Origin of the sequence: uncultured Devosia sp. (assembly GCF_913055165.1) — a bacterium.
In the GTDB taxonomy this organism is placed as follows: Bacteria; Pseudomonadota; Alphaproteobacteria; order Rhizobiales; family Devosiaceae; genus Devosia.
The window spans coordinates 1-19,668 of sequence record NZ_CAJXJS010000046.1 but is presented as its reverse complement, the minus strand read 5'-3'; the positions used below and the strand labels follow the sequence as shown (position 1 = coordinate 19,668).

Annotated in this window: 21 protein-coding genes and 2 tRNA genes; 10 read left to right on the top strand and 13 right to left on the bottom strand. The window is 62.0% G+C overall.

The window, feature by feature from the left end; all coding sequences use genetic code 11:
* Positions 1-131: 131 nt before the first annotated feature.
* The 6 genes from ugpC to QZ564_RS14055 all read right to left on the bottom strand — a co-directional run bounded on the left by ugpC (position 132) and on the right by QZ564_RS14055 (position 6,494).
* Positions 132-1,187 (bottom strand): sn-glycerol-3-phosphate ABC transporter ATP-binding protein UgpC, encoded by a 1,056-nt coding sequence (gene ugpC, locus QZ564_RS14080; protein ID WP_297111109.1) that lies wholly within the window; start codon positions 1,185-1,187, stop codon positions 132-134.
* An 18-nt stretch (positions 1,188-1,205) separates the two neighbouring features.
* On the bottom strand, positions 1,206-2,285 hold the full coding sequence (locus QZ564_RS14075; protein WP_297111107.1) for a Gfo/Idh/MocA family oxidoreductase: 1,080 nt from the start codon (positions 2,283-2,285) through the stop codon (positions 1,206-1,208).
* On the bottom strand, positions 2,282-3,301 hold the full coding sequence (locus QZ564_RS14070; RefSeq protein WP_297111148.1) for a Gfo/Idh/MocA family oxidoreductase: 1,020 nt from the start codon (positions 3,299-3,301) through the stop codon (positions 2,282-2,284). Before QZ564_RS14070 ends, QZ564_RS14075 begins: the two co-directional genes overlap by 4 nt.
* 62 nt (positions 3,302-3,363) lie before the next feature.
* The gene (locus QZ564_RS14065) at positions 3,364-4,251 is read right to left on the bottom strand and encodes a carbohydrate ABC transporter permease (protein WP_297111103.1); all 888 of its coding nucleotides are present in this window, start codon (positions 4,249-4,251) and stop codon (positions 3,364-3,366) included.
* Positions 4,241-5,185, bottom strand: coding sequence for a sugar ABC transporter permease (locus QZ564_RS14060; protein WP_297111100.1), 945 nt, complete (start codon positions 5,183-5,185; stop codon positions 4,241-4,243). Before QZ564_RS14060 ends, QZ564_RS14065 begins: the two co-directional genes overlap by 11 nt.
* A 13-nt stretch (positions 5,186-5,198) precedes the next feature.
* Positions 5,199-6,494, bottom strand: a complete 1,296-nt coding sequence (locus tag QZ564_RS14055) for an extracellular solute-binding protein (protein ID WP_297111098.1) — start codon at positions 6,492-6,494, stop codon at positions 5,199-5,201.
* Between the two features lie 438 nt (positions 6,495-6,932).
* Between QZ564_RS14055 and QZ564_RS14050 the strand changes: the two genes are divergently transcribed.
* A complete protein-coding gene (locus tag QZ564_RS14050) occupies positions 6,933-7,865 on the top strand; it encodes a LysR family transcriptional regulator (RefSeq protein ID WP_297111096.1) in 933 nt (310 codons plus the stop codon).
* A gap of 28 nt (positions 7,866-7,893) precedes the next feature.
* Here QZ564_RS14050 and QZ564_RS14045 read toward each other — a convergent pair whose 3' ends face one another.
* Positions 7,894-8,889, bottom strand: coding sequence for a complex I NDUFA9 subunit family protein (locus tag QZ564_RS14045; RefSeq protein ID WP_297111091.1), 996 nt, complete (start codon positions 8,887-8,889; stop codon positions 7,894-7,896).
* 158 nt (positions 8,890-9,047) lie between these two features.
* Here QZ564_RS14045 and QZ564_RS14040 point away from each other — a divergent pair, with 158 nt between their 5' ends.
* Positions 9,048-9,410 carry a GFA family protein gene (locus tag QZ564_RS14040; RefSeq protein ID WP_297111087.1) on the top strand — a complete coding sequence of 121 codons (363 nt, stop codon included), beginning with the start codon at positions 9,048-9,050 and terminating at the stop codon, positions 9,408-9,410.
* 58 nt (positions 9,411-9,468) lie between these two features.
* Positions 9,469-9,553 (top strand) — tRNA-Leu (locus tag QZ564_RS14035).
* Between the two features lie 42 nt (positions 9,554-9,595).
* Here QZ564_RS14035 and lnt read toward each other — a convergent pair.
* Entirely contained in the window at positions 9,596-11,212 is a 1,617-nt protein-coding gene (lnt, locus tag QZ564_RS14030) for an apolipoprotein N-acyltransferase (protein WP_297111084.1), read from the bottom strand.
* Positions 11,213-11,435: 223 nt separating this feature from the next.
* Between lnt and tsaB the strand changes: the two genes are divergently transcribed.
* The 5 genes from tsaB to QZ564_RS14005 all read left to right on the top strand — a co-directional run bounded on the left by tsaB (position 11,436) and on the right by QZ564_RS14005 (position 14,168).
* Positions 11,436-12,044, top strand: a complete 609-nt coding sequence (gene tsaB / locus QZ564_RS14025; protein ID WP_297111081.1) for a tRNA (adenosine(37)-N6)-threonylcarbamoyltransferase complex dimerization subunit type 1 TsaB — start codon at positions 11,436-11,438, stop codon at positions 12,042-12,044.
* Positions 12,044-12,523, top strand: coding sequence for a ribosomal protein S18-alanine N-acetyltransferase (gene rimI / locus QZ564_RS14020; RefSeq protein ID WP_297111078.1), 480 nt, complete (start codon positions 12,044-12,046; stop codon positions 12,521-12,523). The genes tsaB and rimI overlap by 1 nt, the downstream gene beginning before the upstream one ends.
* Positions 12,524-12,612: 89 nt before the next feature.
* Positions 12,613-13,011: a Fur family transcriptional regulator gene (locus QZ564_RS14015; RefSeq protein WP_297111146.1), complete on the top strand. Its 399-nt coding sequence runs from the start codon at positions 12,613-12,615 to the stop codon at positions 13,009-13,011.
* Complete coding sequence (locus tag QZ564_RS14010) at positions 13,008-13,802, top strand: lysophospholipid acyltransferase family protein (RefSeq protein ID WP_297111075.1); 795 nt, start codon at positions 13,008-13,010, stop codon at positions 13,800-13,802. The genes QZ564_RS14015 and QZ564_RS14010 overlap by 4 nt, the downstream gene beginning before the upstream one ends.
* A 105-nt stretch (positions 13,803-13,907) precedes the next feature.
* Entirely contained in the window at positions 13,908-14,168 is a 261-nt protein-coding gene (locus tag QZ564_RS14005) for a hypothetical protein (RefSeq protein ID WP_297111072.1), read from the top strand.
* 6 nt (positions 14,169-14,174) lie between these two features.
* On the opposite strand, the gene QZ564_RS14000 is transcribed toward QZ564_RS14005, so the two are convergent.
* From QZ564_RS14000 to QZ564_RS13980, 5 genes are all read right to left on the bottom strand, one after another.
* Positions 14,175-14,432, bottom strand: a complete 258-nt coding sequence (locus QZ564_RS14000) for a hypothetical protein (RefSeq protein WP_297111069.1) — start codon at positions 14,430-14,432, stop codon at positions 14,175-14,177.
* Positions 14,433-14,575: 143 nt separating this feature from the next.
* Positions 14,576-15,883, bottom strand: a complete 1,308-nt coding sequence (gene pncB / locus QZ564_RS13995) for a nicotinate phosphoribosyltransferase (RefSeq protein WP_297111066.1) — start codon at positions 15,881-15,883, stop codon at positions 14,576-14,578.
* Between the two features lie 78 nt (positions 15,884-15,961).
* Positions 15,962-17,062, bottom strand: coding sequence for a crosslink repair DNA glycosylase YcaQ family protein (locus QZ564_RS13990; protein ID WP_297111141.1), 1,101 nt, complete (start codon positions 17,060-17,062; stop codon positions 15,962-15,964).
* A 538-nt stretch (positions 17,063-17,600) separates the two neighbouring features.
* Positions 17,601-17,676: transfer RNA gene (locus QZ564_RS13985), tRNA-Ala, on the bottom strand.
* Positions 17,677-17,851: 175 nt separating this feature from the next.
* Entirely contained in the window at positions 17,852-18,247 is a 396-nt protein-coding gene (locus tag QZ564_RS13980) for a TIGR02300 family protein (protein ID WP_297111063.1), read from the bottom strand.
* A 229-nt stretch (positions 18,248-18,476) separates the two neighbouring features.
* On the opposite strand from QZ564_RS13980, the gene QZ564_RS13975 reads away from it, so the two are divergent.
* Together QZ564_RS13975 and QZ564_RS13970 are read left to right on the top strand one after the other, a co-directional pair.
* Positions 18,477-19,130 carry a (d)CMP kinase gene (locus QZ564_RS13975; protein ID WP_297111060.1) on the top strand — a complete coding sequence of 218 codons (654 nt, stop codon included), beginning with the start codon at positions 18,477-18,479 and terminating at the stop codon, positions 19,128-19,130.
* 182 nt (positions 19,131-19,312) lie between these two features.
* Positions 19,313-19,668, top strand: a 356-nt coding sequence (locus QZ564_RS13970; RefSeq protein ID WP_297111058.1) for a S1 RNA-binding domain-containing protein, incomplete at its 3' end; no start/stop codon positions are given.

Here is a 19,668-nt window from a genome sequence, read left to right as displayed (position 1 = left end):
TGGAGGCGGATTCGTCTCGGGTTTCCGTAATGAAGGCCGCCGATCCCCAACCCACCCCGCCGGACAAAAAAACACCCTCGGCGCAAGGCCGAGGGTGACGATGTGTGATCGCGTTGCGGTCGTGCCCGACGCTAGCGTATCGCCATGCCCTGGGCATCGAACAGATGGGCCTTGGCCGGGTCGACATAGGCGGAAACCTTGGTTCCGAGGTCAACGCTGCGCTGGCCTTCAAGCACGATGGTGAGGCCCTGCCCGTCCTTGGTCGTGGCATAAACCACGGTCTGGCCACCGAGATTTTCAACCAGGTCCACCGTCACTTCGGCAAATTTGACCCCAGAGCCTTCGGCAATGGTGATGTGCTCGGGACGGATGCCAAGCGTGGTGGCACCGGCAATTTCGCGGCCAAGATCGAGCCCAACCCCGCCGGTCTTGAGCGTAGCGCCTTCGACGGTGGCGGTGAGGAAGTTCATCTTGGGTGAGCCGATAAAGCCGGCCACGAACAGATTGCGCGGGTTGTTGTAGAGCTCGAGCGGCGCCCCGGCCTGTTCGATGACCCCGGCGCGCAGGACGACGATCTTGTCGGCCATGGTCATGGCTTCGACCTGGTCGTGGGTCACATAGATCATGGTGTTCCCCAGATCATTGTGCAGCTTGGCAATCTCGACGCGCATGGCGACGCGCAGCTCGGCATCGAGATTGGACAACGGCTCGTCGAAGAGGAAAATCTTGGGTTCGCGCACAATGGCGCGGCCGATGGCCACGCGCTGGCGCTGCCCGCCGGACAATTGCTTGGGCTTGCGTTTGAGGAGCGGCTCGATCTTGAGGATCTCGGCGGCCCTCTGCACGCGGGACTCGATCTCGGCCTTCGGCATCTTCGCCGTTTCGAGGCCGAAGGCGAGGTTCTGGTAGACGCTCATATGCGGGTAGAGCGCATAGGACTGGAACACCATGGCAATGCCGCGCTTGGCCGCCGGCACCTCATTCATGCGCTGCCCGTCGATCAGCAGATCGCCGCCGGTGATCGGCTCAAGGCCGGCGATCATGCGCAGAAGGGTGGACTTGCCGCAGCCGGAGGGACCGACAAAGACGGTGAAATCGCCTGGCTCGATGGTCAGATCAACCCCGTGGATGACCTGCACATCGCCATAGGCTTTTTTGATCTGTCGCAGCTGGATCGAGGTTGCCATGGTCATGTCTCCCTGGTGTTAGCGGAACTCGGCCGGCACCCAGCTCTGGTAGAGCGGATGATCGGGGCCGAGCGGCAGCACGACTTCGGAATGGGTGGACGAAGAATGGTAGAAGGCGGTCACCAGCTCCAGCGCGCGGCGGCTGTCGGCGCTGGTGACCGGCAGTTCGCCCTTGCCGAAAATGGCATCGTGGAACCGCGCCATCTGGGTCTGGAAGCGCGACGGCACGTGCTGCCAATTGGCCAAGAGCTCGTCGATCCGGGCCCTGACCTGATCGTTGCGCGGCAGGATCTTCCAGGGTTCCTTGCCCGGATTATAGGGAGCGTGGTCGCTTTCGAAGGTGACGTGTTCGAACTGCAGGCGGATGCGGGTGATCTCGTCGACCGAGCCCAGGGTAGCGGTGAAGCTGGCCAGCGCCCCGGACTTCATCTCCAGCGAGGCGGAAATGGTGTCTTCCACCTCGATCGGGTTGACGCGGGTGGCGACGCGACCGAAGACGCGGGCGATATCGCCCATCAAATAAGTGAAGATATCGTGCGGGTGGATGGCGTGGCCCATGAGCACGCCGCCCAGCTCGGTCTTCCACTTGCCGCGCCAGGGCACGGCATAATAGGGGGCTTCGCGGCGCCACATGGTTTCTACCGTGCCGCAATAGGGCTTGCCGGCAATGCCGGCATCAATGATGGCCTTGGCCTGCTCGATGCCATTGCCGAAGCGGTATTGGAACACCGGCATCAGCTTGCCCTTGGCAGTCTTTTCGATCTCGAGAATGGTGTCGACATCCTTGAGCGAACCGACCAGCGGCTTTTCGCACACCACATGCTTGCCGGCCTTGAGGCTCTGGGTGACCATGAGCAGATGGGCGCCCGGCGGGGTGCAGACATCGATGACGTCGATATCCTCCATGGCCAGCAGATCGTCGAAATTGACGATGCGGCGCTCGATGCCGAATTCCTCCCCGACCTGGTCGAGGCGCTCCTCATTGAGATCGCACAGGGCCACCACCTTGAACTTGTCGGCATTGGGCAGATAGCCCTCGACAATGTGCGAGCGGCCAATGCCACAGCCAACGACGGCGACGTTCAATACACGGCTCATTGGGCCCACTCCGTTCCGGTCTCGGCCATCTGCTGGGCCGTCAGCGCCATCTTCATGGCATTGTAGCAGCGGATCTGCGGCATGGCCGTCTCGGTGCGGTTGCGGACATCGTCAAGAAACTGGCGGCCGAAGGGCAGATCGACATTGGAGCAGTCGATATGCTGGACACCCTTCTTGTCGACCAGGAAGAGATGGTTTTCCCCCGGACGACCGGCAATATCGACATATTTCCTGAGCTCGATATAGCCCTCGGTGCCCAGAATGGTCAGGCGCCCATCGCCCCAGGTGGGCAGGCCCTCGGGGGTGAACCAGTCGACGCGGATATAGCCCGAGGTGGTGGCGGTGCGCACATGGGCATCACCGAGGTCCTGCAGCCCAGGCTTTTCGGGGTGACCGCGATTGGCGACACTGGCCGAAACCACTTCACCATCCATGGCGCCCGAGAAGAACAGGAACTGCTCGAACTGGTGGCTGGCGATGTCGCAGAGGATGCCGCCATAGCGCTTGCGGGTGAAGAACCAGTCGGGGCGGTTGTTGAGGCGCAGCGAATGCGGGCCAAGGCCAACGGTGTTGATCACCTGCCCGATCGCCCCCTTGGCGATGAGATTGCCGGCCTCGACCGCGGCGGGGACTTCAAAGTGTTCGGAATAGAGCACCGAGAAAATGCGGCCGGTTTCCTTTTGCACCCGCTGGATTTCCTCGAGCTGGGCGAACGTGGTCATGCCCGGCTTGTCGGTCAGCACGTCCTTGCCATGGCGCATTGCGGCCAGGCAGATGTCGGCGCGGTCGCCAGGGATGGCGGCGGTGACAACGACCTGGATTGACGCATCCTCAAGGATGGCCGCCGGGTCGGCCACGCGTTTGGCCTCGGGATATTTTTCCCCGAAGGTCTTGGCGAGATCGTCCTCGATCGCGTGGAAGGCGACAAACTCGGCGCCGGCGCGCTTCAAACAATCCACCTGCCCGTAGATATGGGCATGGTTGATGCCGATGGCGGCAAATTTGATGGTCATCAGTCAGAAGTCCTGGTCGTTATGGGTGCCGGACACCGTCTCGAACGGCGTCGCGGCGATGGTGATCAGCGTTTCATGCCGGTGGTGGCAATGCCCTCGATGAGCAGACGCTGGAAGAGGAGGAAGAAGACGAAGATCGGCACCAGGCTGAGCACGCTCATGGCGAACATGCCGCCATAATCGGACATGCCGGTATTGTCGGTGAAGGTCCGGAGACCCAGCATGACAGTATATTGACGCAGATCGCTCAGGTAGATCAGCGGGCCGAAGAAGTCGTCCCAGGTCCAGATGAAGGTGAAGATTGCCGCCGTCGCCAGCACGGGCGTGGAGAGCGGCAACATGATCTTCCAGTAGATCCGCCAGGGGCCGGCCCCATCCATGCGCGCGGCCTCATCCAGTTCGCGTGGAATGCCACGGAAGAACTGCACCATCAGGAAAATGAAGAAGGCATCGGCGGCCAGGAATTTGGGCACGACCAGAGGCAGGATGGTGTTGACCCAATACAGGTTCAGGAACAGCACATATTGCGGAATGAGCGTGACCTGATAGGGCAGCATCAGCGTCATCAGCATCATGGCGAACCAGAAGCGCCGGCCGGCAAATTCGAGCCGGGCAAAGGCGTAGGCCGCCAGCGAGCAGGCGATCAGATTGCCGATCACCGACAGGGCCGAGATGACGAAGGAATTGATGAAGAGCTGGCCGAAGCCGATCCTGAGGCCATTCCAGCCCCTGAAATAGGAATCAAAGCTCCAATTGACCGAGGGCATGATCGACACGCCGGAAGTGAAGATCTCGTTTTCCGGACGGAAGGACGCCGCCAGCAACCAGAGTAGCGGATAAAGCATGATGATCGAGACGCCGATCAGCACGATATGGGCCAGGATCGAGAACAGGCGGCGGCGACCCGGAGAGGCGGCCGTGACAACGGTGAGGCGTTCTGCATCAGTCGTCATAATGCACCCAATATTTCGACGTCAGGAACGAGAAGGCAGTGAAGAGGGCCACAATGGCCAGAAGCACCCAGGCCAGGGCCGAGGCATAGCCCATGCGGAAGAAGCCGAAGGCCTCGTTGTAGAGATTGAGCGTATAGAACAGGGTCGAATTGATCGGCCCACCGGTGCCCGCCGAGATGATGAAGGACGGGGTGAAGCTCTTGAAGGCCTCGATGGTCTGGATGATGGCGTTGAAGAACACCACCGGGGTGAGCATGGGCAGGGTAATCTTCCAGAACTGACGCCATTTACCAGCGCCGTCCAGGCTGGCCGCCTCATACATGTCCTGCGGGATCTGCCTGAGACCGGCGAGGAAAATGATCATGGGCGAGCCGAACTGCCAGATGGCGAGGATAATCAGCGTCCACAGCGAATAATTGGGATTGGATATCCAGCTGGGGCCCTGGATGCCGAAATTGGCCAGGAACTGGTTGACCAGGCCATTGCCGGCGAAAATCTGGCGCCAGAGAATGGCGATCGCGACCGAGGCACCAAGCAGGCTGGGCAGGTAGAACAGGGCGCGGTAGAGCGGCAGGCCCTTCATGCCGCGATTGAGCAGCAGCGCCACACCGAGAGCAAAAGCCAGCTTGAGCGGCACCGAGAAGATCACGAAGACGAAGGTGACCCGCATGGAGGCGGCAAATTTCGGATCATTGGTGAACATGCGGACATAATTGTCCGTGCCCACCCAATCGGGCGCGGTGAGCAGATCGAAATCGGTGAAGCTGAGATAGAGCGAAGTCAGGATCGGCCCGATGGTCAGGCCCAGAAAGCCGATCAGCCAGGGTAGAAGGAAGAGGTAGCCCGGGGCGTGGTTTTGCCACACCCCGGACCAGAAGCTTGGACTGGCCACGCGGCCGGTACCATTGGATGAAATATCGACTTGCGTGGCCATGGTTTCGTCCCGATCAGGCAGCGCGCTCGAGGATGGCGGCAGCTTCGGTCACGAAGTACTGGCCGGCATCTTCCGGCGAGCGGGCACCGAAGGCCACTTCCTGGCTGAGCACGCGGAGCAGCGAGGCGTCGATTTCGCCCGCAGCAGCCGGCGGCGGCGGCGGCAGAGGGCCAAGCAGGTCACCCAGATTGGCCACGAAGTTGAGCGCGATCTGATCCTGGTCATTCAGGTCAGGCGCAATGGCCTCGCGGACCGAGGAGACGCAGGGAATGCCGCGTTCGACGCCGAGCACCTTGGCCGCTTCGAGATCGTTGACGAAGAAGCTGAGATATTCGGCGGCCAGTTCCTTGTTGCCCGACGAACCGCCGACCGAGAAGAACATGGAGGGCTTGCGGTAGTGCCCGCCACCCACGCCCGGCGCGATGCGCGGATAGTTGGTGATGGTGAGCGGATCGGTCATCAGGGTCTGGAAGGCGACCAGCTGGTTGGAGTTGGACGGCATCATGGCCGACTTGCCCAACACAACCATGGTGGTTTCCAGCGGCCCGTTGGTATCGAGAGCCTGGTCTTCCGCGCTTACGCAGATGCCGTCATCGCGGAAGCCCTTCCAGAGCGTAAACCACTCAATGGCTTCGTCGGCGCCAAAGCCCAGCTTGCCATCGGCGGTGTAGAGGGCCAGGCCCTTCTGGCGCAGCCAGTTGTCGAGCATGGGTTCGGAACCCGAGCCGTCGGCGATGACCTTGAGGCCGCCGCGGATATTGGCCGCATTGAAGGCCTCGCCCATGGCGCGGATATCGTCATAGGTGGTGTCGCGGTTGGGCGGCTCGATACCGGCTTCCTCGAAGGCCGCCAGATTGACCAGCTGTGCCACCGAATTGGCGCCCAGCGAGATGCCGTAGAGCGCGCCATCGACCTTGCCGCCTTCAAGCTGGTCCTGGTCGAAACCATCAAGCTTGAGGGCGCCGCCGACATAGTCATCGAGCGGGGCGATGGCGTTGCGCTTGGCGTATTCAACGATATAGCGGTAGTCCATCTGGACGATATCGGGAGCATTGCCGCCAGCGGTTTCGGTCGCCAGCTTGGGCCAGTAATCGCCCCAACCCAGGAAGCTCGAATCCACCGAAGTGCCCTTGGCGGCAGCGAACAGGTCATTGACCGCATAGGTACGGTCGGCGCGCGCCTGACCACCCCAGAAAAACTGGCGCAGGCCGGCGGCCTGGGCGAATGCGGGGCTGAAGCCGGCGGCGCCGGCGGCCAGCAGCGCCGAAGAACCCATCAGGAACTGGCGGCGTCCAAGTCGAATTGTCATGTTTTTCCTCCCATGAACCATTGCTGTTCCGCCTCGCGGAACCGGAGCGTGACCGCGGCCTCCCCGCCGCTAAATCACCAACTGGTTACTACGTTAGGACCTGTGATGGTGTTGTCAATCATCAAAAGTTCCCGCTGTCGTGGAGTTGAAGGCTCGCGCCTCTCTCCAAAATAACCAGCTAGTTACGCCTCTACCATACAAGAAGCACTGACAGCAACTCACTTGTATGGAAGCTCGTTTGCCGGACCTTCCCCCATGATCGAACCCGAACCAGGGCAAGCTGAAGGGGGTGGAAGGCAAGCGAGGTGGCGATCCGCCTTACGGCAGTCATCTCCACTGGCTGCCGACCTTGACGCAAAAAAGCCAATTGGAGAACTACGAAATATCGGCGACACTATCGAAAATATCTATACCCCGTGACGATGAGGAGGGCGGGTTTTGGACAAGCTTTTGACCCAGTTTCTTGCTGTCGCCGATGCCGGCTCGCTTAGCGGAGCGGCAACGGCGCTGCTGATCACCCAGCCGACGCTGAGCTTTAACATGAACAAGCTCGAGCAAACCGTGGGAGCACCGCTGTTCGAGCGTTCCTCGCGCGGCATGCAACTGACCCGCTATGGAGAGACGCTGTACGAAAACGCCCGGCTGATGCGCCGGCTCTATGACAATACGTTGACCGCCATTGCCGATCAGAAACGCGGCGCAGAGCGGGGCATGTCGATCGGCTCAGGCTATTCCTGGTGGTCCATGTTCCTGCGCGAAATGGTCATCGCCTATCAGCGCGAGCACCCAAAGGCCCCGGTACAGGTGAGCCTGGGCAATCAATTGCGCTTGATGGACCAGATGCTGTCTGGCGATATCTCGATGTTCCTGGCCCATGAGATCGATGGCCTCAGCGGCGCCATCGGCACCGACTTCATCCCGCTGACCCGGGTCTACAACGCCTTTTTCGTGCGCGCGGGGCACCCCCTGCTGGAGCGCGCGCAGAGCCTGGCCGAGATCGACACCTATCCCATCGTCATCAGTTCGCTGGCTGAAAGCCGCCATGAACGGTTCTTTGATCCGGCCCGCCGGCGCACCCGGGTAGAAACCGTATTCGACCGCACCAGCGTGGCCTTTCGCACCAATTCGCTGGCCGCCTGCGTGGACTATGCGCTGGCGACCGACGCGGTGCTGGTGCACACGCATGTGATGGGCGAGGAGTTCGGGCGGCGCGGCCTGTTCGAGGTGCAACAGCGCGACGAACCCAAGCGCTCCGTGACCGGCATTTATGTGCTGCGGGAAAGGCGGGGCGAAGAGCGCATTGAAGAGCTCATCACCCGTATCGCCACCGCCTGCCACACGGTCCTGCCGCCATGGAAACCGGCGACATAGGTGCGGCGACAAGAAGGATCACAAGCGCCTAGATGGTGACGCCGGCACCCGGCGAGGCATCGTCGCGATCGAACTGCCCGTGACGGCGGAATCGCCACATATAGGTGGGCAGGATCTTGTCCATGCTGGTGGGAGTAATGCCGAAGGCCGCCAGGGTGCGCTTGTCCTTCCTGGCCGCTTCGGAGACAACATTGTCGACGCCAAGCAGTTCGACCTGATCAGGCGTAATCAGGGGCTTGAAGGGCAGGATGCCCATAAGGGCGGCCAGGATTTTCATCAGGCCCGAAGGCACCGAGACCAGCATGCGATCACGACCGGCTTCACGCAGGATGCGCTGCATCAGTGCCTTGTGGCTCTCCACGTCCGGCCCGCCCAGCTCATAGATGCGGCCGGGCTTGACGGCGCCTTCGGCGGCCTTGGCCATGGCTTCGGCCACGTCGCCGACATAGACCGGCTGGAACTGCGTCTTGCCCGAGATCAGCGGCATGACCGGCATGAGGCGCGCCAGTGTGCCCATCAGGTTGAAGAAACCGTCGCCCTGGCCGAACATGATCGAGGGCCGGACAATAACGGCATCGGGATAGGCCTCGAGCACAGCCTTCTCGCCCGCGAGCTTGGAGGCGGCATAGGCGCTGACACTGGCCGCCACATCGACACCCAGAGCCGACATATGCACCAGGGCCCGAGCACCGGCCGCCTTGGCGGCGCGGGCGACGCTGGCAGCACCATCGACATGAACGGCCTGGAAGCTCTGCTTGCCGGCCTGATGGCCGATCCCCACCAGGTTGATAACGATGTCGGCCCCGGCGACGGCGCGCTGCACCGAAGGCTCGTTGCGCAGATTGGCCTGGACCGGGACGACCTGGCCGACGCTGCCGAACATGCGCACTTCACCGGCAAGGTCCGGGCGGCGGACCGCGACGCGAATGCGATAGCCCTGGCGGGCGAGCAATTGCACCAGATGGTTGCCGACAAATCCCGACCCGCCAAAAATGGTGACGAGCTTGGGGGCGTTGCGATCCATGGTGGGGCTCCGTCAGATCAGGGCTGGACACTTTGGCTCCGCTTCTAGCGCAGCTCGTCTTGTCCTGTCGAGCCTTGGCGGCCGCTTCTTGTGCGGGAAAGAACTTGACTCTTCCGGTCCTTTGTTCTGTTTTTGTTCCATCAAAAGGGAGACACACAATGCCCCAGGCGCAAGACTATCACGGCCAATGCCATTGCGGCGCCGTGCGCTTCACCGCCCATACCGATCTTTCCGGCCTGGCCGAGTGCAATTGCTCGCGCTGCCGGCGGCTGGGCTGGGTGATGCAATCGCTGCCGGCCAGCCAGTTCACCCTGCATATGGGGGAGGACAATCTGGTACTCTACCACTTCAACAGCGAGCGGATCGACCATTTGTTCTGCAAGACCTGCGGGATCGAGTCCTTCGCACGCGGCAGCGACGGCCAGGGCAATGAAATGGTCATGGTCAATGTCAATTGCTTCGATCAGCCGCCGCCGGTGGACCGGACGACGATCAAACACTGGGACGGTGCAAACTTCTGACAATCTCGGTGAAAGCGCATTGACAATGCCCCGCCGCCACCATAGACACACCGCCGTCGCCCAGATGGCGGAATTGGTAGACGCGCACGGTTCAGGTCCGTGTGCCGCAAGGCGTGAAGGTTCGAGTCCTTTTCTGGGCACCAATTTCTCAAAACCCCGACTGCAGCAATGCGGTCGGGGTTTTGCTATTGGGGCGGCATGCGCCGGGTACGTCGCGCGGCCAGAAAGCCCGCCACAATGCCGGCCACCACGGCAATCAGGAACGGCCAGTGCCGCACCGACTGGAACACCGTGCCGTTGAGCCGCTCATGCGGGCGCAGGTCGAGCACGGCCATTTCCCCCGGCGCCAGTTCGGCCGTGACCCGGCCCAGTGGATCGGTGGCGAAGGTGAGGCCGGTATTGGCAGCGCGCACCAGGCTCATGCCTTCCTCGACGGCGCGGAGGCGGGCATGATGGGCGTGCTGGGCCGGGCCGATCGATCCGTCGAACCAGGCGTCGTTGGTCAGATTGAGCAGGAATTGCGCCGCGGCCACTTCGCCCAGATCGCCAGAGAAGATGACTTCGTAGCACACCAGCACCAGGGGCGCCGGTGCGTTGGGGAGGCTCATCAGGCGCCGGCGAACGTCCCCTCCTGACCAGCCATCCGCTCCCGGGACAAATTGCTTGATGCCCAGGCGGCCAAAGACATCGGCAAAAGGCAGATATTCGCCGAACGGCACCAGATGGGACTTGTCATAGCTGGCCACCACTTCGCCATTGGTGTCGATGGCCACCACCGAATTATAGGGTGGGGCATCGCTGGTGCCGGCGCCCGGCTCGAAGGGTCGGCGCGGCACACCGGCAAGGAGGGTCGTCTGCTCGGGCAGAAGGCGGGCAATGCGCGCCAGGGCTTCGGGATAGGTCTCAAGGAAGAAGGGCAGGCTTGATTCGGGCCAGACCAGATGGGTGATGTCGCTCAGCCCCTGGTCATTGGGGTTCATGCGCATGTCCGAGAGCATCAGCAGCCGGTCGATGAGGGCGACCGGATCGACATTGCCGAAATCGGCATGTTCATAGACCAGCGGCTGCACCAGGCGCAGGGCCATGTCCTGCCGCTCGGTCGAGACCGTGCCGCCAAGGCGATTCCAGCCATAGGCGAGCTGGCCGGCGATCACCAGCAGGGCGAGAAAGAGGGGTGCCAGGCGCTGCGACCAGCCGCGATTGTCGGCCGGCCATACCAGGGCCGGGGTCATGGCCAGGAGCGGGGCCAGGAAGGTGAGGCCGTAGACCCCGATGACCGAGGCAAGCTGCATCAACTCATCGGTGCCGGTGAGGCTGTAGCCAAGTAGGTCGAAGGGGAAGCCGGTGAACAGGTGCCCACGGGCGAATTCCGCCGCCGCCAGCCAAGCGGACAGGGTCAAGATGCGGACCCAGCCATGGCTCCAGCTCAGATGTGCCAGGGCGCTGGCAAGCCCCCAGAACAGCGCGATGAGGGCGGACAGCGCGAAAATGGCCAATGGCATGGCCGCCAGCACCCAGCCGCCATCCACGAAAAAGGCCGCACCCAGCCAATGGAAGACCACAAGGAAATAGCCGAGTCCAAAGGCGAAACCGATGGAAAAGGCCGGACCGAACAGTCGCCGCCAACCACCGAGCCGTTCGGCGCCATCCAGCGCCCACACCCAAATGGGCATGGCCAGGAATAGCGCTGGCAGGATGAAAAATGGTGGTGCCGAGAGGCCGGCCAATGCTCCGGCAACCAGCAGCAGCAGGAAGCGCCGCCAACCATGACTCAACATGGCCGTTTCAGCGAGCCAGGTCATGGCGAAGAGAGGATCGAATCACTGGACATGCGGGCAAGGTGGTCGCCTCGGGTTTGGGCGTCAAGGCGGCGTTGCCGGCTTTGGTTTTGGCGGTGGACTTGGGTGAATGTGAAGGCTAGGAGTGCAGCGTGGTGCCGATAACCCCCTCGTCGAGCGCTGCGCCACCTTCACTCCATGAGGACCAGGTGGATTGGCCGATTCGGGTGAGGGGGAGGCCAGCCCCATGACCCATCCTGTCACCCTTGCCATCGACACTGCCGCGCCGCGCCTGCAGCTGGCGCTGCTGCGGGCCGATGGCAGCGCGGATATCGAGGTGGTGGAAATCGCCAAGGGCCATGCCGAACTGCTCTTTGGCCACCTAGAATCCCTGTTGGCGCGCAATGGCCTGAGCTATGCCGACCTCGACCGGGTCGCCGTTACCACCGGACCCGGATCGTTCACTGGCCTCCGGATCGGGCTTTCCGCCGCACGTGGACTGGGCGTGGCGCTCAAAGTGCCGGTGCTGGGCCTGCCCAGCCTGCTTGCCATTTCGCTGGGCGCCAAGTCGGGACCGGTTGCCGTGCTGCTCGATGCCCGGCGCGGTGAGGCCTATTACGAATATTTTGCCGAGCCCGGCGTCGCCGGCGATGGGCCGCGCCTTTTGCCCATGGATGCCGCCATGGCCGCAGTGCCCGCTGGCGCAAACCTCATTCAATCCCCATTTGTCGATATTGCCGCCATGGCCCGCTTCGCCGCTTTGGTCGACCCGGCGGATTATCCTCCGCACGCCAGCTATGTGCGCGATGCCGACGCCAAGCCGCAGGATGCGGCCCGCATTCCGAGGCGGGCCTGATGCTCAAGTTCTGGATGGCACCTGGGGGACTGCATGTCGAGCCGGCCGAGACCGGTGATGCCAAGGAGATGGCGCGCATCCACGGCCAGAGCTTTTACCGCGGCTGGCCCAGCAGCGATTTCATCAGCTTTGTCGAAGACAAGGCGAGCCCCGCCTATGTCGCCTGCGATGCGCGCCGCCGCATTGCCGGCTTTGCCCTGATCCGCATGGTCGCCGACGAGGCCGAACTTCTGACCATTGCCGTGGACCCCAAATGGCGCGGCAAGGGTGTCGGCCGCGCGCTGATGGATGCGGTCTTTGCCGACCTGATGCTGTCGCCGGTCAGGCGCATGTTCCTCGAGGTTGACGAGCAGAACACAGCCGCAGTCCGGCTTTACGAGACGCTCGGCTTTTCCACAATCTCGTCGCGCAAGGGCTATTATGCCCGGCCCGATGGCAGCGCTGCCACTGCGCTTGTCATGGCACGCGATCTTGGGTAACCCGTCAGCATGTGCATAGGGCAGGGAGCGATGGCGTGAACAGAAACCCCGCGGACCCCACCCTGGAAGAGGCCTGTGTCGCGCGCGGCATGCGCATGACCGACCAGCGGCGGACCATTGCCCGCGTGATCGAGGACGCCTCCGATCACCCCGACGTGGAAGAGCTCTATCGCCGCGCCTCGGCCCTCGACCCCCGCATCTCGCTTTCGACCGTGTACCGGACGGTGAACCTGTTCGAAGAAGCCGGGCTGGTGACCAAGCATGACTTCAAGGATGGTCGGGCCCGGTTCGAGCTGATCCCGGACGAGCACCATGACCACCTGATCGACATCCGCACCGGGACGGTCATCGAGTTTCGCAACGAAGAGATCGAGGCCATCCAGGAAGTGATCGCCAAGCGGCTGGGATACCGGCTTGTCGATCACCGGCTCGAACTCTATGCCGTGCCGCTTTCCGACAAGTCGACCAAGGACGAGCCGACCAAATGATCTTCAGGATTGTTTTTTTCCTGTTTGTCTTCGTGCCTTTCATGCTGGTGGTCATTCCGCTTCAGGCGCTGATACTGCTGCTCAAGCTGCCCTTCTGGAATGTGTTGCCGCGCCTGTTTCACCGCCTGGGCTGCGTTTTCCTGGGCCTGCGCGTCCGGGTCATCGGCGAGCCTTCGCATGGCCGGGCAACGCTGCTGGTCTCGAACCACATTTCCTGGACCGACATTGTCGCCATCGGGTCGGTCGCCGATGTGACTTTCGTGGCCAAGAGCGAAGTGGGCAAATGGCCCTTTGTGGGCATGATGGCCAACCTGCAGCGCACCATCTATGTGGACCGGACACGCCGATCCGACGCCGGCCGAACCGCCCAGGCCATGGGCCAGCATATGGCCGGCGGCAATGCCGTACTGCTGTTTGCCGAGGGGCAATCGGATATCGGCACCCATGTGCTGCCGTTCCGCTCAGCCCTGATCGGGGCAGCCCAGCATGCCATGGTCGAGGCCGGCGCCAAGGATGTGATGATCCAGCCCCTGACCATTGCCTACACCAAATTGCAGGGGTTGCCGGTCAGCCGCAATGAGCGATCGCTGATTGCCTGGATCAAGTCGAAATCGGTCAAGCAGAACATCGCCGAGATCCTGTCCGGACCGGTCAAGGATGTGACCGTGGCCTTCGGAACACCGCTGCCGCTCAACCAGGGCGATAATCGCAAGGCGGTCAGCAAGGCCGCCGAAAACCAGGTCCGGGCCATGCTGGTGGCGCTCAACCGGGGTGGCAAATTGCCGGCGTGATCGCCAACCGGTACAAGTTTACCGGTTAAGCCTAACAAGCATCAGCGCTTTTCCCGTTAAGGATCTATTAGCTATGACGGTCTCCGTAATTTTGCGGAGGCGGACATGGTCTGGGAATTGTTGGCAGTGTGGGCCATCGTGGCAGCGGCTATTGTCTGGTTTGTGCGCGACGAGCGGCGGGCCCAACTGGAAAAGCTCAAGGAACGCGCCAGACGCTATGCCACGGGCCCGGCCTGGCGCCACCATGTCGAGCCAGCCCATGCCGCGCCCATGCCAACGCCGCAGCCGGTGACCGAACGCAAGGCGCAGGAATTGACCGCCATTCAGCGGAAATTTCTCGAAGAGGTGCGGCGCCAGGGGCTGTGACCGCAATCAGCCGGCCAGGTTTCCCATATGCTGCTTAAGGCGGCCGACAATATCAGCGGCCTTGACCATCAGGCCGAGCTCGATGTCCTCTTCGCTCATGCCCTGCTGAACATCCATCCACACAGGCACCATGATCTCGTGCCTGACTTCCTGTCCGCCAATGGTTTCGGTCAGAACCGCACGCACCTTTCCGGTCATGCGCTCGGCAAGTTTGGGGTGGGGCTGGCGCTCGGCCAGGGCAATATCGATCAATTCAAGACTCATAACTGGCTCCGCAGAGCCCCCGCCGGCCAAGCTGACCGGAGATGGTTCATCGAGCCCTAACGCGGCGAACCCCATTGGGGTTCTCCACAGGGACGGCAATATTTGTGAATGACCGCGGACCAGAACGGTTCGCGGCAGCGCAATTAGACGCGCACGGCGTGTTCGACCATGCCGGCACTTCCAAAGATGCGCAGATAGCGCGCAATCTCTGATTTGTCACCCGTGGCCTTGGCTGGATTATCGGACAGCTTGACTGCCGGGCGACCATTGGCCTCAGAGACCTTGGCGACGATGGAAATGGGCTTGAGGCCCGGATTGGGTTCGGGCGCACAGCCTTCGAAATCATTGGTGAGGTTGGTCCCCCAGCCAAAGCTCATGCGCACCCTGCCATCAAAATGCAGATAGGCTTCCTCGATCATGTCGACATCGAGCCCGTCGGAAAAGATCAGCAGCTTTTCCTTCGGGTCGCGGCCCCGCGATGTCCAGAAGTCGATGATCTTCTCCCCGCCCTCGATCGCCGGGGCCGAATCGGGGCGGAAGCCGGTCCAGTCGGCAACCCAGTCCGGCGCATCGCGCAAAAAGGCGTCGGTGCCGAACGCGTCGGGCAAGACGATCAGCAGATTGCCGCCATAATAGCTCTTCCAATCCTGCAGCACCCGATAGGGTGCCTCGCGCAGTTCCTCGTCGGAGCGGGCCAAGGCTGCCAGCACCATGGGCAGCTCATGGGCATTGGTGCCCAGGGCCTCCAGATCATTGTCCATGGCCAGCTTGACATTGGAGGTGCCGGTCATGTTGGCGCCGATGCCCTCCTTGAGGGCCTCCACGCACCAGCGCTGCCAGAGGAAGGAGTGGCGCCGCCGCGTGCCGAAATCGGAAATCTTCAAATCCGGCAGCTTGGCCAGCCGCTCGACCTTCTCCCACATCTTGGCCTTGGCGCGGGCATAGAGCACATCAAGCGTGAAGGGCCCATAGCTTTTCATGGCGGCGCGGGAGCGCAACTCGTTGATGATGGCGAGGGCCGGGATTTCCCACATGGTGGTTTCGACCCAAAGACCGGGAAACTCGAGCACGAACTGCCCATCGCGCTTTTCCAGCCGATATTCGGGCAGCTGGAAATTTTCCAGCCAACGCAGGAAGCCGGGCTGGAAGATGTGCCGGGAACCGTAGAAGGTGTTACCGGCCAACCAGATCATTTCCTTTTTGGAAAAGCGCAGGGTGCGGCAGTGGTCGAGCTGGGCGCGCAGCTCGTCGATATCGATCTCCTCGGCCAATCGCACCGAAGTGGTGCGGTTGATGAGGCTGAACGTGGCCTCGACCTTGGGATAGAGCCCCCAGATCATCTGCAGCATCAGGAGCTTGTAGAAATCGGTATCGAGCAGGCTCCGGATGATCGGGTCGAGCTTGAACGTGTGGTTGTAAACCCGCCGGGCAATATCGGTATAGGTGGCCATGAATGTCCCCAATGCGCGGCAGGACTTGTAGCTTCGCGCTGTGACGAAGGCAAATTCGCTCCGATGGAGCGAATTTGCCTACCGCCCGGCTTGAAGTTGGAACCGCTCGAACCGCCCCAGCTCCACGTCAATCGCCGCTTTCGCCTCGGCCCCCACATCCGCCAGCCAGGTCCATTTCTGGACGAGGAGCTTGCCCGCCTGCCGGTCGGTCTTCATATCAACGGCGGCGACGACCCGGTCATCAACCAGCACCGGCAGGGCGAAATAGCCGTATTGGCGCTTGGCGGCGGGGACATAGGCTTCAAAAATGTGGTCATAGCCGAAGATGAGCTTCAACCGCTTGCGCTGGATGATCAGCGGATCGAAGGGCGAGAGGATATGCACGCGATGGGCCGGGTTGAGCGCCGCGGTCTCGAGTGCCGCAGGCGTCGTCCAGTGCGGGACCTTTTCGGCGCCCTCAAGCGTGACCGGCAGGAGCTGACGGCGCTTGACGCGGGCCTCGATCAGTTCACGCACGGGCTTCTTGGCCGGGGCATTGAGATGGCAGATGGAATCGAGGCTGACCACGCCCTGGCTGCGCAACGCCCGATCAAGCAGATAAGCCGTCACCTGCCGCTCGGTGGCGGGGCGCGGGTTTTTCTCCCAACCGAAATGGCGGCCAATCAGGTCATAGGTCTTGACCATGCCCTCGCGCGCCGCAATGGCCACGAGGCCCTGGTAAAACATCAGCTGCAACACCCGCTTGGAGGGCTTGCGGCTGGCCCAGGGATGGGTCTTGTCCACCAGTTGGTCGTCGTCGATGTCGCGGATGGACAGAGGCCCCTCGGTCTTGAGGCGCCGCGTCATGGCGCTGACCTCGGCCTTGGTCACCGAGCCGAACCAGGCGCTGGGGGTTTCCCGATAGGCCTTCATGGCGGGGATGAAATAGGGCAGGTCGGCCGTGGGCACATAGCTCAGCGCATGGGTCCAGTATTCGAAGGCCGATTTTTCACTCGACTGCAGATGCGCCAGGTCGCTGCGCTTATAGGCAGGAATGCGGGCGTATAGGATGTGATGATGGCAGCGCTCGATGACATTGATCGTATCGATCTGCACATAACCGAGCTGCTCAATAGCCGCCTGCGCGGCGGCTGGACCGGCGCCGAACGGCTCGGTTTCGTCCAGACGCTGGGCGCGCATCCAGATGGCGCGGGCTTTTGTCGAGGAGAGGAGAACGGGTTTGCGCGGCACGGGTGATTCCTGAGGTCTGACAGACGATGTCAGATCAGGGGAGCGTGTCAAACGGGGTCAGGAGGGGGAGTGGGATACACAGATGCCTCCTGCTAAAGGCGCGACCGGAGGCTGATTTGAGGTATTTTCGAAAGCCGGGGCCAGGCCCCATCCCCGAAAGCAAGATAGGTCTTGACCGGCCATGGCACATATTTCGCGGTGTCGCTGACCGCCCCTGAAATGTGCCGCTCCGGCTGTTCTCTCCCGCTCTGGCTTCGAAAAATATAGACATAGTGCATGGCCAAACCCCACCAGGTTTGCAAATAGCCTAGTACGAATCGAGACTTCCTTTTTTGTCACACACGATCGGCTGAGCCACTGTGGAAGCCTAAAGGATTCCAAGCCGAAGCTGCAGAGCAGCTCGCCTTTCGCGCATAGCGCTCAAGGCCTTCTTGCTTTTGATCGCTTCACGGAAACGCTCGATCTGCTAAGCAGACCTGTGGCGAAGTGGTGGAGCCAAGCGGGATCGAACCGCTGACCTCTTGCATGCCATGCAAGCGCTCTCCCAGCTGAGCTATGGCCCCATCCGGACAGGGGGCGAAGTGCGTGCCCTGTCGAGTGTGTTGGGTTCTTCCGGGGCAGTCCCCGTCCGAAGCGAGGCGGAACCTATTGGATCATTCCGCGCGGCGCAAGTGCCTAAATGACACTTTTTTATCCCGCCGGGCGATTATCCCGCCCGGCAAGAAAAACTCAATGAAATCAACGATCTTCGTCGTCGCCGACGTCAAAGCCGAGGCTGTCGTCCTCGTCTTCGTCTTCTTCGAGGAAGGTGTCTTCATCGTCGTCGCCCAGGTCTTCATCGACCTCGACATCCTCGACATCAGGGATATCGTCGCCATTCTCTTCGGCATCGGCTTCCTCGAGGCTGACGATTTCGGGACCTGCGGTCTCTTCGACCTCGTCCTCTTCCTCGTTGTCATCCTCGTCATCGATCTTGCGGGCGGTCGCCGGGCTCGGCTTGCCGGGAAGGGCTTCGAAGAAGGACCGGGGATAGCTCTTGCCGGTATAGGGCGAGACGATCGGGTCCATGTTGAGATCGTAGAACTTCTTGCCGGTATCGGGGTCGGTCCGCTTGGTACCGCGTTCGTTGGCCATCTCTCATGCCTCATACGAAAAAAGGAGAGTATCGGGCGCTTCAATGCCGCAAGCGCCCATTTCGGTCAGTCCGGTTATGGGCAAAGCCCTGCCCTGTCAAACGTAAAATGCGGCAAGGCCGCCCGCCTCCCGCCACGGACCTCGCCAGACAGGGCCGCGCGGGCCCTTGCCCTTCCCGTTCGGCGCCGCTATCGGCTTGGGCGAGCCGAACACGATTTGGGGACAGGACATGATCATCGCCGTGGATGGACCCGCCGCCTCTGGCAAGGGTACGCTGGCTGCGGGATTGGCCCGGCATTATGGCCTGCCGCATCTGGACACCGGCCTGCTGTATCGAGCGGTCGGGCTGGCGGTGGCTGGCAAGGTCGATCAGCCTGATTTCGAACCGGCCGCCATCGCGACCGCCCAGGCGCTCGATGCGGCGCATCTTGAGAACATTGCGGCGCTGACCGCGGCCGATACCGGTGTGCTGGCCTCCAAGGTGGCGGTGATTGCCGGGGTGCGGGCGGCGCTTTTCGACTTTCAGCGGTCCTTTGCCACCCGCCCCGGTGGCGCGGTGCTCGACGGGCGCGACATCGGCACCAAGATCTGCCCCGATGCTGATGTGAAACTGTTCATCCAGGCCGACAGCAAGGCGCGCATGGAGCGCCGGGCGCGGCAATTGGAAGCGCGGGGCGAGGTGGTGGACCGCTATGCGCTGTTTCACCAGATCGAGGAGCGCGACGCGCGCGACATGCTCAACCCCCATGGCGGCTTCTACCAGGCCGCCGATGCGCACTTGCTCGACACGACACAAATGGGTATAGAGGCCGCACTCCGCGCTGCCATCGCGATTGTCGACAAGGTCATGGCGCTCAAGGCAGGGGGGCACGAGCCCTCTTAATTTCCACCTTGAGCCGTGTTCTTTGGAACGATCATCCAAGGCGCTGGCCCGGACTTATGGAAATACCCAATCAACCTGTCTCTTGAAGCGGTGCTCCGTGCGCCGGCTTCGGCATTTGCCGAAGCGGACCCGCATTCGGACCAGGTGCAGAAACCCCCAACCACCGGCGCCGGAGAAATGATTTGGCACAGCAGACTGTGACGAAAGAAGATTTTGAATCGATGCTCCTCGACTCCTTTGTCGACAACGATGCCGCCGAAGGCACCGTCGTCAAGGGTCGTGTCGTTGCCATCGAAAAGGACCTGGCCATTGTTGACGTTGGTCTCAAGACCGAAGGCCGCGTCCCGCTGAAGGAATTCGGCCAGGCTGGCCGCGACGGCACCATCACCGTGGGCTCGGAAGTCGAGGTCTATGTCGACCGCGTCGAGAACGCCGTTGGTGAAGCCGTCCTCAGCCGCGAGAAGGCCCGCCGCGAAGAGAGCTGGGTCAAGCTCGAAGAGAAGTACAACGCCAATGAGCGCGTTGAAGGCACCATCTT

Excerpts from the sequence above, each read along its gene's own strand:
- ugpC (WP_297111109.1), bottom strand. The coding sequence starts at position 1,187 with ATGGCAACCTCGATCCAGCTGCGACAGATCAAAAAAGCCTATGGCGAT.
- QZ564_RS14075 (WP_297111107.1), bottom strand. The coding sequence starts at position 2,285 with ATGAGCCGTGTATTGAACGTCGCCGTCGTTGGCTGTGGCATTGGCCGC.
- QZ564_RS14065 (WP_297111103.1), bottom strand. The coding sequence starts at position 4,251 with ATGACGACTGATGCAGAACGCCTCACCGTTGTCACGGCCGCCTCTCCG.
- QZ564_RS14060 (WP_297111100.1), bottom strand. The coding sequence starts at position 5,185 with ATGGCCACGCAAGTCGATATTTCATCCAATGGTACCGGCCGCGTGGCC.
- QZ564_RS14055 (WP_297111098.1), bottom strand. The coding sequence starts at position 6,494 with ATGACAATTCGACTTGGACGCCGCCAGTTCCTGATGGGTTCTTCGGCG.
- QZ564_RS14045 (WP_297111091.1), bottom strand. The coding sequence starts at position 8,889 with ATGGATCGCAACGCCCCCAAGCTCGTCACCATTTTTGGCGGGTCGGGA.
- QZ564_RS14040 (WP_297111087.1), top strand. The coding sequence starts at position 9,048 with ATGCCCCAGGCGCAAGACTATCACGGCCAATGCCATTGCGGCGCCGTG.
- lnt (WP_297111084.1), bottom strand. The coding sequence starts at position 11,212 with ATGACCTGGCTCGCTGAAACGGCCATGTTGAGTCATGGTTGGCGGCGC.
- tsaB (WP_297111081.1), top strand. The coding sequence starts at position 11,436 with ATGACCCATCCTGTCACCCTTGCCATCGACACTGCCGCGCCGCGCCTG.
- rimI (WP_297111078.1), top strand. The coding sequence starts at position 12,044 with ATGCTCAAGTTCTGGATGGCACCTGGGGGACTGCATGTCGAGCCGGCC.
- QZ564_RS14015 (WP_297111146.1), top strand. The coding sequence starts at position 12,613 with ATGCGCATGACCGACCAGCGGCGGACCATTGCCCGCGTGATCGAGGAC.
- QZ564_RS14010 (WP_297111075.1), top strand. The coding sequence starts at position 13,008 with ATGATCTTCAGGATTGTTTTTTTCCTGTTTGTCTTCGTGCCTTTCATG.
- QZ564_RS14005 (WP_297111072.1), top strand. The coding sequence starts at position 13,908 with ATGGTCTGGGAATTGTTGGCAGTGTGGGCCATCGTGGCAGCGGCTATT.
- QZ564_RS14000 (WP_297111069.1), bottom strand. The coding sequence starts at position 14,432 with ATGAGTCTTGAATTGATCGATATTGCCCTGGCCGAGCGCCAGCCCCAC.
- pncB (WP_297111066.1), bottom strand. The coding sequence starts at position 15,883 with ATGGCCACCTATACCGATATTGCCCGGCGGGTTTACAACCACACGTTC.
- QZ564_RS13990 (WP_297111141.1), bottom strand. The coding sequence starts at position 17,062 with ATGCGCGCCCAGCGTCTGGACGAAACCGAGCCGTTCGGCGCCGGTCCA.
- QZ564_RS13980 (WP_297111063.1), bottom strand. The coding sequence starts at position 18,247 with ATGGCCAACGAACGCGGTACCAAGCGGACCGACCCCGATACCGGCAAG.
- QZ564_RS13975 (WP_297111060.1), top strand. The coding sequence starts at position 18,477 with ATGATCATCGCCGTGGATGGACCCGCCGCCTCTGGCAAGGGTACGCTG.